Origin of the sequence: Paenibacillus sp. LK1 (assembly GCF_002750415.1) — a bacterium.
Taxonomy (GTDB): domain Bacteria; phylum Bacillota; class Bacilli; order Paenibacillales; family Paenibacillaceae; genus Paenibacillus; species Paenibacillus taichungensis.
The window spans coordinates 22,465-34,366 of the sequence record NZ_PEII01000013.1 but is presented as its reverse complement, the minus strand read 5'-3'; the positions used below and the strand labels follow the sequence as shown (position 1 = coordinate 34,366).

Sequence of the window (11,902 nt, the reverse complement as noted above, 5' to 3'; positions counted from 1 at the left end):
ATTTGGAGAGATTTCAATGGAAACTAAACGTAAAATCTTAATTATTGAAGACGAACATGATATTTCGCGCATTTTGCGAGACTATTTGACCAAAAATCAGTATGAAGCCGCAGTGGCCAGCAATGGACAAGACGGGTTGCAGATGATGGACATGTTGCAGCCGGATTATATTATTCTGGACATCATGCTTCCGGATCTGGACGGGATCGATGTATGCCGGGAAATTCGGCGGAGAAACAACATTCCCATTCTCATATTGAGTGCACGAGGCAGTGATACTGATAAGGTACTCGGCCTGGGATTTGGGGCGGATGACTATATGACCAAACCCTTCTCCCTGAGCGAATTACTCGCACGAATTAATGCGCACTTTAGACGATATGACAGTTTAACTTTAGCGAGCGAGCGGGACAGAACAGATCTGCTACGTTTGGCTAACCTGGAAATTGACAAGAAAGCCTATAAAGTTAGCCTAGACGGTAACGAGGTTTCTCTTTCCGCCAAGGAATTTGAGCTGCTGCATTATCTGGCGAGCAATAAAAACCAGGTCTTCTCCAAGTCTCAATTGCTGGATGCGATCTGGGGATATGCTGCATACGGAGATGAAAATACGGTGACCGTGTATATTCGCAGACTAAGAGAAAAAATTGAGGCAGACCCTTCCCATCCTGCTGTTCTGAAGACCGTCTGGGGCGTCGGATACAAATTCAATCATGAATAGGCAAAGATTGGAGGAGGAAACTTGTCACTGAACACATGGTCCGCACGATGGCTCAAAACAACATTCATCCTCATGATTATTCTGGTCGGATGCAGTCTGGTTTTATTTCTTAATCTGCTTGAAACCAGAAATTCGACTGAGTCTACATTGTCGATCCAGCAAGTTCGTCTCCGGGTTAACCCCATCCTGCTCAACCTGGAGCAGAACATTCATCTCCTGCAGGAAACAAGAGTACGAGAACATCTTCTTTCCATCGTCAAGGAAATTGGGGTTGAGCTTTCCTATGTTGGATTGGATGGGACTATATTGCTGTCCTCTCCTCCCACCTCCGAAGGAAAACAAGTCAATCTGCGATCAGCCCTGCATTATGATCTAAATCATGCCGTACAGGCCACGAACGGAAACGATTCGCTTAACATCGCTTTTCCTGTTATGGATGGTCCCGAAGGAAGCCAGATTGGCAATGCTCTCTTCACGATTCCTAAGGCCATGGTTACGGTGAAAGAAACGGTGATATTCCCTTTCTTTATTTTGGGTACGCTTTTGATCACCTCTATGGTTCTTGGCATTTATCTGGTGTTGATGAAGAGAAAATTCAAGACACAGCTGCTCTCCCCCATTCATCAGTTGAAGCAACATGCTGAATCCATTCTCAAAGGGAAATATAGTGAACCGATACAGTATAACCGCATGGATGAGATGAGCGAACTATACGCCATGTTTGATCTGATGCGTACAGAAATTATGCATTTAAGCGAACTTCGTATCCGGCAGGAAACTGCGCAAAAAGAACTCATTACCAATATTTCTCATGACATCAAAACACCGATTACAACAGTTAAAGCCTACATAGAAGCTATTCTGGAAGGAATATACTCCGATAAAGAAACTCTGATGGAGTATATGAAAGTCATGCAGACCAATACGGACAAAACAGCCCGTCTTGTCGAGGACCTGCTTGTTCATGCATTGCAGGAGCTGGGGCAGATTTCTGTGGAGCCGTATGAAGTATATAGCAGCCCCGCCTTTGAGCTTATGTTAAAACCGATCGGACATGTTGTTCTAACCAGTGGAATGATCTATGAAGCACCCAAAAACATTCCAAATGTATTAATCCAAATGGACCCTGTTCGAATTGAACAAGTCATATCCAATCTCGTCTCAAACGCTCTTAAGCATACTGCTCCGGGAGACGCCATTCGTATAAACGTAGAGCTAAAAGGTGACCAACTCAATGTTACAATCGCTGATTCAGGTCAGGGAATACGTGCGCAGGACATGCCTTTTGTTTTTGAACGTTATTTTAAAGGCCAGACTTCCTGGTCAAACAGAAACGCTCACGAAGGAACAGGCCTAGGTTTGTCTATCTGCAAAAGCATTATTGAGGCGCACGGAGGACATATCTCCTTTTCAAGCAAAGAAGGACAGGGGACAATCTTTCAGTTTAATCTCCCGATCTGCTGAGGAATAAGAGACTCAGTCTGGCCATATGGTGCCTGTAATACTTTATTCATAATTTGATAAGGCTTCATCAATATCTCTCCTTTAGAATGAACCCTATATTACAATCGGGAGTGATCATTCGTGGCGAAACAAACCATCATTCGTGCACAGAATTTGTGTAAAACGTACAATACAGGCAGTGAACAATATCATGCCATTCGTAACGTCGATCTTGATATTTATGAAGGGGACTTCACGGTCATCATGGGCAATTCTGGCTCTGGCAAATCAACGCTACTCTATCTGATGAGCGGGCTTGACCATGTGACCGCCGGCGAGGTTTATTTTCGGGATCAACGAATTGACGCCTATAGTGAACGGGAAATGTCCGACTTCCGTATTCGCAGGATCGGATATATCTATCAGAGCATCAACCTGGTCCCCGACCTTTCCATCAAAGAAAATATCGCTTTGCCGGGGTACATTGCCGGAACTAAGAAAAACGAAGTACAAACAAGAACCGCTCAACTCATGAATGCCATGGATATTGACGGTCAGCGCAATCGACTTCCTTCTCAAACTTCGGGAGGACAGCAGCAAAGGGCCGCCATTGCACGTGCTCTAATTAATTCTCCGGATATTCTCTTTGCCGATGAACCAACTGGAAGCTTGAATTATGAGCATGGCAAAGCCGTGTTGGATATCCTGACGGATATCAACCGAAAAGGACAATCCGTTGTCATGGTTACACATGATATCAAGGCAGCCTGTCGGGCAGACCGGCTTATTTTCATCCGGGATGGTAAGGTTGGCGGCATTATGGAGTTTGAGAAATATGACGAACATCAGATCCATGATCGGGAATCGATGGTCTTTGCTTTTGTGTCGGGGAAGGAGTAATTTATGGCTGCCATGTTGAAACTGAGCCTCTCCTACCTGAGCAGAAGTAAAATCCAAAACCTATTTATCGCTCTGCTGATTCTTCTTTCTACACTCCTTGTATCTACGGCAGTCATCATCCTGACCAACACAGGCAATCAATTTAAAGATATGCATGATCAAACCAATGGATCTCATCAGATTCTGACGTTTGAGAAAGGGTTGAATGATCCCAACGAAACACATCAATGGTGGGCTGCTCAGGGAGGAATCGAAGTATCTCCATTGCTGACCTATCGCACATTATCAGGCATCGCCTTTAAGGATACGGATATTCCCAACGTATATCTTTACATGCTTAACACCCCTCCACCCCCATGGGGTGTGGATGAACTCATTTTTTCAAACGGAACTTCAAAAGCTATTCCTGAGCGAGGTACGGTCTGGATTCCCACTTCATTGGCTAATGCCTACAATATCTCGGCAGGAGATACGATAGGCTTCAAGACAGGTTCCAGCACACTCGATCTGAAGGTATCTGGCATTGTGGTCGATGTGCCATATGGAGCCCCCTTCACCAACACAGCACGCGTATGGATGAATCCCACAGATTATCAAACGGATTTCGATTCAATCGCGGGTAAAGACAATTATATGATGGGTATCCATTTCAACGATTACAGCACCAATTCAAGCTATTGGGAACGTTATGCGAGCGAGATGGGAACTCCTTTCCTGGAAACCAAGATGGAATTCGAGAGCATCTCCTCTTTCTATCTAATCATCAATCAGATTATTGGATTCATCATGATATTCCTAGGTACTGTTATGCTTGTAATCGCCCTTATTACTATCGGATTCACGATTTCGGATGCCATTCTGGCCAACTATAAAACGATCGGTATTCTCAAGTCACTGGGCCTCACTTCAAGCAGAACCATAGGTACATATGTTATCCAGTACTCCTTTCTATCCGTTGTTGCCATTCTCCCAGGCCTCGCACTGAGCGTGGTGGTATCGAAATTTATCATTAATATCTCCGTGTCTTCCCTTCAGGTAGGCAATCGTCATATTGCGATTAACGGAATTAGTGAAACCATGTTAGTAGGTGTGTGCCTGTTTGCACTGGTAATATTATTCGTCATTCTGTATGCCAAAAAAACACGCAGCATTCAGCCGGTGCTGGCCATCCGCTATGGAATGTCAGAGACGGATCATGCTCGCTTGGCAAACCGAATAAATTCGCCACTAGGTAACTGGATTGGTTTTGCCCAATTGCCTGTAGCCGTGGTCATCGGAATCCGCAATTTGATCAAGAACACCAAAAGTTCTGTATTGATGCTGCTGCTGACTACGATGGCTTCATCCGTACTGGTGCTGGGGTATGTTCTATTGACCAGCATCACTGGAATTTATCAGACTGCCGCTCAATGGGGTTATGACAATGCCAATATCGCAGCTGTAGTTGTTAACAAAAATACATTTCCCCAGGCTGAGTTGAAGCAAGTATTAGGAAAAGACTCGAGGATTAGAACTGTGGGTTGGCAAGGAAACATTACCGGAGTAGTTAGTTCAGAGTCTACATCAGAAATGCAGGGCCAATCCACCAGCCTATATCTGAGTGTACTCGACGGAAGTTATCAGGAGCTTGGGTTTGAGACGCTAAAAGGAGATAATCCTCGTCAAGCGAATGAAGTTGCCATTGGTGTAAGTGTCGCTAAGACATTAAATAAAGGACTCGGTGACCTCATAGACCTTTACATTGAGGGAGAAAAACGCACTTTCATCATCACCGGAATCTATCAAGCGATCTCCAACATGTCCGTATCAGGTCGGATTACCATTGATGCCATGAGAACGGTGAACCCGTCTTACGGTGATTTCGATGCCATTTTCATCAATTTAATACATCCAGCTCAAGCAGATGTGGTTGCAGGGGAATTAAATGAGCAATTCAAAGCTTCCGCTTCAGTCGTAACCCAAAAAACACTGCTCGATTCGGTCTATGCAGAAGCCGCTGACATCCTCGTCTATCCCATGAGCTTAATTGGGTTATTGTTTATCCTTGCTACATTCATCATTATTTTCAGTACCTGCCGGATCAGTATCCGCAAAGAAAGCAGAACGTACGGAATCTACAAATCCATTGGCGTGACATCTCGTCGTATTCGATTGTCGGTTGCTTTGGGAATTACGATTTTGTCCGCTATTGGAGCGGTACTGGGTACCGTAGTAGGTGTGTATGTACTACCTATGCTACTTGAGACGGTTCTCTCTAGATATGGCATTGTACATCTTCCACTTATTTTAAATTGGGGAGGCATTATTCTGTTCGCTTTCCTAAGCATTGGCGCAGCAGCTCTTGGCTCCTGGTTATCATCCAAAGATATTCGTGAAGCATCCCCTCGTATGTTGGTTATTGAGTAACGTAGGCAAAAGAATAACATTCCAAGAGGGGGAATTCGGACTTCCCCCTCCTTTTTTTAATCCGTCGATGAACCGGAATCTTTAATATTCAACTTCACATCATATGTCACAGGAATTTGACTAAACGTTTCATCCCAATTTTCTTTGACCTTTTTCCACACCTTCGGGTGTTTGATCCGTAACTGCTCTCCGAATCCGGCCACTTCCACCCGATAGGTGTTCTGCATTTTGCTCATAACTTGATGTATTTGTTCTTTTATTGTATCAGCAAACTTTACCTCCAATTCCTGAATGTACTTGTCTGTTGAAGGGATTTCTGGAGCGCTCCAATCTTCCATGAGTTGGCCCTCTGATTCAATCTTTACATGAAAAGAAATGTTATTACCTTGGATTATTGGAGTAATCTTACTCTTGGTAGACTTGATTTCATAAGTCACCGTATGCCCATTAGGTGAAGCGTACGATTTCACAGCTCCTTCTTGAGCCTCCCCTGTGATCCAGGACAATCCTTCAACCTCAATCTGGTTAAAGGAGCCAATCCACTTTTTCGTTTCTCCTTTATAGATCTCTGCCCCTGAAAATTTATGTTCCCCCTCAGCTGTAATGACATTCTGCAGCACAAAGCTTGCTCCTGATTGCATTTTCCCGTCAAGTTTCGCGAGAGATACAGGAGGGAGGATCTTATTGGAACGGTACGAGTTAGCAACCACTCCCTTTAAATAAAAGGCTGGGATTTCCCCAGGTTCTATGGAGCTAAGAGCTTCGAAGGCTGTTCCATGACTCACCAGAACAAGGGAACTGGGACGGATATCATTATCTCGCAAAATAAAATCAAGTAACTGCTCCAAGCTATATTTTTTGGTCAACTCATGGGAAACAACAATGACTTTTAAATGATGACCAATGAGCGGACGGTCTCTTCTTAGAGCAAATTGACGAAAGATCTGAAACAGAGAATCTCCAGTTAACCTTTCATTCAAAAAAGATTGTCCCTCGGAAGCACCGGTACTTTTTTGAGTTGCCTGTTTGGGTCCAATCCGCGGAACGATCTGTACGGTAGTTGTAAAATTGTTGTTTTTGGGATAATGACCTCCTTGTGCATTAATACTCTTTTCAAATTTCGACTCTTCAGCCACGTCCAGTCCCAGACCCACATACACACTTAGATCTTCGATCTCTTTACTACTCCAACACCCTGATGTAAACACTAGCAGCAACAACGTGAACAAAATAGTAAATTGCCTTCTGAACCTGCTCAATTGTACTTTCCTCCTTTTTTTCGGATCATACTCAAAAGAAGAAGCAAAAGTGGTACAACACCAAACAAATATATGGAAACATATCCGACAGCATCGCCTAGCTTAAACGTGTCGTTCGCATTCTCTGGTAGCATAGCAATGATATAAATAATGGGAAGCAAAATGAGCATCCATGACAGCTGCTTTTTCTTAAACAATTGCGAACATCCTAGAGAAGCAGCATAATGGGTAATGGTAAAAGTTGAGAAAATCTGCATAATCCAGATTACAAGCAATAAGGATTCAAAACGTTCAAAGACCAAACCTTCGATTTCAAAGCTGCGCATCAAGTCCAGGGTTGGCCATGTTCTTGTTTTCATACCTTCAATGGATAAGCTGCCAATGACCATCACCAAGGTGATAAAGTAGATGCCCATAGGAATAAGGATTCCCCAGACCATGGCCTTCTTTCCCTTTTCCGGATTTCTCATAAAAGCCATTACTACAAACATGATCTCATAACCTGTATACGCTAAAGTTGTAGGCTTAAGTCCCTTAATAACAGGCATAATCCCCTCTCCCAGCACAGGTCTCAAATTATTGATTTCAAACAGATTGCTGCTCAGAAAAATAGCCAGCACAAAAAGAATTAGCGTAATGGGCAAAATGATCTCATACAAGCGAGCCATGGAGTTGACACCACCTGAGATCAGATAAAAACCGATCCACATAAACACCATGACAATGGCCCATGCCGGTGTTCCCTCCAATAAATATAAACCGGTGACATCAGCCATCACCCTGATTTCAAAGGCAGAGATCGTAATGAAATATGCGATGATTATTACTCCCAAGATATAAGCAAACCACTTCCCCGTAATTTCTTCAGTGAATTGGAAAACGGTCTTTCCTGGAAATCGTCGGCACAGGGTTACGAGGATTATACCCATTAACATAACTAACAGACCGGACAATATTATTGAAATCCATACGTCAGGCGTACCTGCAGCCGTCACCGTGGTGCGAGGAAGTGTGAGGATCCCTGCACCCAACATGTAATTGATGATAAAGGCTGCAGCTTGAACTGTCGTCAGTTGGTCTTGTTTACGATTCATGGTTCACCTCCTGAATATCCGATATGCCTACTTTTTGCGATCAGGGTCTTTTGGATGCATCATACTTGGACGCTTCTTCATCATTCCTAAAGGTGCTCGAATAAAGAAATCTTTCCAATCCGACAGGCTGTAAGGCACAGCCGGAGTGACATAAGGTACTCCAAAGCTCTTTAACCGAACGAGATGACTGCAGAGCAACAAGAAAAACATGACTACCCCAAACAATCCATAGATTGCCGCACTGAACATTCCTACAAAGCGCAATATACGAAGTGTTATCCCGGCACTATATGTAGGGATGGAGAACGAAGAAATCGCAGTGACTGCCACAACAATAACCAGAAACGGGCTGACAATTCCGGCCTGCACTGCGGCATCCCCAATAATTAGACCACCTACGATACCCATAGCTGGTCCAATTGGCTTTGGTAGACGAATACCTGCTTCCCGCAAAATTTCAATCGAGGTTTCCATAATCAGCGCCTCAATAACAGATGGGAAAGGCACACCTTGTCTAGTTTGAATAATGGTTAAAGCTAGCTTGGTCGGAATAAGACCCGGATGGAATGAGATAAAGGAGATATACAAAGCAGGTCCTAGCAGTGCAATCGTAGCCGCCAAGAAACGAAGCATACGCAGAAACGTCCCCGGAATCCAGCGCTCGTAATAATCTTCGGGAGATTGAAGCAGCATGCTAAAGGTCGATGGCACTATTAATGCAAATGGTGTCCCATCCAGTAAAATAGCTACACGCCCCTCTAACAACCCACTGACTACACGGTCGGGCCTCTCTGTATTCTGAATCTGTTGAAAAGGACTCAATTCATCATCTTCAATCAGTTGTTCCACATAACCGGATTCAAGCATGATATCCATGTCCAGGTTCTGGACTCGTTTTTCCACCTCAGTGACCAGATCGGCATTGGCAATATCTGCGATATAAGCAATAACCAGATCCCTCTTAACTCTGGCTCCCACCTGATGTTTGATCATAAACAACTCATTGTTACCTCCGAATTGCCGCAATATTCCGGTATTATCACTTAACCGCTCGGTAAAACCGATTCTTGGCCCGCGAAGCAGTGCCTCAGATACCGGCTCTTCAAGGCTACGACTTTTCCCCTTGGCTGAGCCAACAAGAAGAGCACTGGCCACTCCTTCAACAAATAGAGCATTTTTGCCGTTAAGAACCGCTTGCGCCGCTTGTTGCAGAGTCTCCGCTTCCTGAAGTTCACCAACAGGCAAAAGACTACTTTTTACGTAAGCCTTGAGCTCATATTCATCTTTCGGTTCTTCAAATATAGTCCGCTCTGTATCGGGAACCCCCCTAATCATAAGGGGCGTGAAGATGTGAGTATCTAAACGATCATGATCAACTAACCCTTCCACGAAGATGACAGCTGCGGGTGTATTCGTTCCTCTTATCATAAACTCTCGTATACGTACATCTGAGTTCTGGCCAAACGTTGCTTTTACACTAATCAGATCCTTAGCATAGTCCCCGGTCAGCCTTATATTTGCGTAATTTCCAGTCTCTTCGTCCGAAGAAGAATTGGTTGATGCATCCTGATTTTGTTGATCTTTATTTGAAAAGGTCCCTTTTTTTAAGGATGATCGCAACCACTGATACCCTTTCATGTACAATATCGGTATCAAAAATAATAAAAAGGCCTGTCCCCACATCGGCCACTCCGGCAAATAAGCAAGTATTTTCGACCACATCCGGTTTCACCCCATTATCTAGACTTTCTTGGTAACATTGAGTATTGTTTCCCTGATTGCTCACAATAATTCCCGTTTTTTAGAACAACAAAAAAGCAGATGCCACTACTGGCACCCGCTTCCCTAATGAGGTATGGATTTACCTTGTCTAAACGATTTTGGTTACGTGCTGCGCCTTTTCATCCAGTAGGTGTGCAGACGCCGCAATGGTTGTAAAATCATTCAGCGCTACCTCGATCTGCTGCTGGCTTCGCTCCACGTATCCCTCAACCTTCTGTGTTCCGCCAGAGATGTTCGTAATCTCTTTCGTTATCCCATTCACACTATCCCGAATCTCATTAATGGAATTTTCGACCATAGCCGATAGTTTGCGTACTTCCTTGGCTACAACATCGAACCCGCGCCCATATTCGCCCGCATGTGCCGCTTCAATCGCAGCATTCAGGGCCAACAGCTGAGTCTGCGACGCAATTTCGCGGATCGTTTTAACAACTCCCTGAATAGAACGAGCCTGTTCTTGCAAATGACTCAGTGTCGCTCGGTTGTGGGCAGAAACTTCAGATATATATGTGATACTGGACATCAGCTCACGACTTCGCTCAATGCCGATATCAGCATGTTCGTTCAGATCATGTGACATCGTCTTCAGTTCGTTAACTACAGCTGAAATATTATTTTGACGGTTTGTGATGTTGGTAGCTATTTTGGACACACCCAGAATATTCTGATTCAACTCATCATAGACAGGCATATATGTCGCCTCAAGCCATACGGGATTTCCCTTTGCATCCTTGCGTTCAACCTTGTCTTGGAAGCTGGTGCCGTTAAATATACTGCTCCAAAACGCGCTATAGTCGGGGCTCTTCGCGAATTCGTCAAAGCAAAATTGCTCATGCTGCATGCCGTACATCTCTGCTACGGTATAGCCCATCGTCTGGGCAAAGACTTCATTTACATACGTAACCCGGCGATCCATATCGAATCGAATGATAGCCAGACTTTTCTCCATCGCCTTAATGACCAATGCATCGGTGACAACATCTTTATTTTCTACATCTACTATAGGCAAAGCGATCCCCACTTCCTGACTCTTCCCATGATTAAACCGTTCTCATTTTGGCAGTTCCTGTTGTATCGCAATTATGTATTCAACTGAATAGAGACGACTCTATTATTGTATACTCCAATTGCAGTCAATTGGATCACTCCCAAATCAATTTATAACAATTCGGTTACGGTTTGCCTTTTTATACCCAATAAACTAACTGTCTAAACATTATATTTCATAAACAAATGCTAACACAAAAAGGGACGGTTTAACCGCCCCTAATTATGGTATAACCTTCCATACCTTTGATGTTATCTGTAGTCATCACTGTGTATTACGCTACTATTTTCATCCATCAACCTCGCGGCAATTTGTCGCCGTACCGACTCCGCAGATCAGCCAGCCGTTCCAGCTTGGACAGCGCCTGCTCCTTCTGCTTCAATCCCACCGCCAGCACCAGCTGCTCCATTAACAGGAGCGGAGTAACCATGGAATGAAATTCGCCAAGTTCCCCTCTGCTGACATAAAAAGATAACTCCGTCGCCAATCCATATAACAAGTCTTCCCGATCTGTTACAAGTACGGCTTTGCTGTCTGTGTCTCTGGCATAATCCAGAATGACTTCTGCTTCAGGCAAGAGTCTTGTAAAACACATCAGCAGCACAACATCCTCCCGCTGCATGTGCATCAGTGATTCCAATAATTCATGACCACCTCCGGCGAGATGGATGACCGTCAATCCGAATCGGGATAGCCGAAAGGACAATAATTCCGCTAAACCAGCGGAGGGCCCTGGAGCATATACGTATACTCTTCGTGCTTCAGCAAGGATGGATGCTGCGTGCTCCAGATCCCCCTGCTTCATATGAGACAACGTCTCCTGCAAATGGCTGACAGAGGCCTCCAGTAACTGAACAGGAAGGCTGTCTGTATCCATGCGGGATATGGTTTTATTTAATTTGAGGGCAGGTGTAGTGTCTTCGGATGTACGAAGCCGGATTTTGAACGCTTTGGCATTATCATATCCAACCGCCCGCCAGAAACGGGATACGGTCGCAATACTGACCCCCAGCCTGTCGGCAATCTCCTGTTCCGTCATGAACAGAATCTCTTCCGGATTCCGCTCAACAAAATCAGCAATTTTCAGATGGCCTGGCGATAGCTGTTCTTTATGAGTAAACAAATTCATTCCGTATGCACTCCTTTTCTCGCTCTGCACTCAGTATATCAGTTGAGAGAATAAGAAGTGGGTTATGTATGTAATATTTTTTTCATTAATTTCAGATTGTGTAATAAAAATTACATTTGA

The 11,902-nt window shown here is 44.2% G+C and carries 9 protein-coding genes; 4 read left to right on the top strand and 5 right to left on the bottom strand.

The window, feature by feature from the left end; genetic code table 11:
• Positions 1 to 16: 16 nt before the first annotated feature.
• The 4 genes from CS562_RS25155 to CS562_RS25140 all read left to right on the top strand — a co-directional run bounded on the left by CS562_RS25155 (position 17) and on the right by CS562_RS25140 (position 5,470).
• Positions 17 to 721: a response regulator transcription factor gene (locus tag CS562_RS25155; protein ID WP_076291175.1), complete on the top strand. Its 705-nt coding sequence runs from the start codon at positions 17 to 19 to the stop codon at positions 719 to 721.
• A 21-nt stretch (positions 722 to 742) separates the two neighbouring features.
• The gene (locus CS562_RS25150; RefSeq protein ID WP_099858527.1) at positions 743 to 2,185 is read left to right on the top strand and encodes a sensor histidine kinase; all 1,443 of its coding nucleotides are present in this window, start codon (positions 743 to 745) and stop codon (positions 2,183 to 2,185) included.
• A gap of 120 nt (positions 2,186 to 2,305) precedes the next feature.
• A complete protein-coding gene (locus tag CS562_RS25145) occupies positions 2,306 to 3,064 on the top strand; it encodes an ABC transporter ATP-binding protein (protein WP_099858526.1) in 759 nt (252 codons plus the stop codon).
• Positions 3,065 to 3,067: 3 nt separating this feature from the next.
• The gene (locus tag CS562_RS25140) at positions 3,068 to 5,470 is read left to right on the top strand and encodes an ABC transporter permease (protein ID WP_099858525.1); all 2,403 of its coding nucleotides are present in this window, start codon (positions 3,068 to 3,070) and stop codon (positions 5,468 to 5,470) included.
• A 56-nt stretch (positions 5,471 to 5,526) separates the two neighbouring features.
• Here CS562_RS25140 and CS562_RS25135 read toward each other — a convergent pair whose 3' ends face one another.
• The 5 genes from CS562_RS25135 to CS562_RS25115 all read right to left on the bottom strand — a co-directional run bounded on the left by CS562_RS25135 (position 5,527) and on the right by CS562_RS25115 (position 11,782).
• A complete protein-coding gene (locus CS562_RS25135) occupies positions 5,527 to 6,729 on the bottom strand; it encodes a Ger(x)C family spore germination protein (protein WP_099858524.1) in 1,203 nt (400 codons plus the stop codon).
• Positions 6,726 to 7,823 (bottom strand): spore germination protein, encoded by a 1,098-nt coding sequence (locus tag CS562_RS25130; protein WP_099858523.1) that lies wholly within the window; start codon positions 7,821 to 7,823, stop codon positions 6,726 to 6,728. Before CS562_RS25130 ends, CS562_RS25135 begins: the two co-directional genes overlap by 4 nt.
• Positions 7,824 to 7,850: 27 nt before the next feature.
• Positions 7,851 to 9,545: a spore germination protein gene (locus tag CS562_RS25125; RefSeq protein ID WP_099858522.1), complete on the bottom strand. Its 1,695-nt coding sequence runs from the start codon at positions 9,543 to 9,545 to the stop codon at positions 7,851 to 7,853.
• Between the two features lie 148 nt (positions 9,546 to 9,693).
• Positions 9,694 to 10,554: a methyl-accepting chemotaxis protein gene (locus tag CS562_RS25120; RefSeq protein ID WP_099858593.1), complete on the bottom strand. Its 861-nt coding sequence runs from the start codon at positions 10,552 to 10,554 to the stop codon at positions 9,694 to 9,696.
• Positions 10,555 to 10,948: 394 nt separating this feature from the next.
• Positions 10,949 to 11,782: a MurR/RpiR family transcriptional regulator gene (locus tag CS562_RS25115; RefSeq protein ID WP_099858521.1), complete on the bottom strand. Its 834-nt coding sequence runs from the start codon at positions 11,780 to 11,782 to the stop codon at positions 10,949 to 10,951.
• Positions 11,783 to 11,902 lie beyond the last annotated feature (120 nt).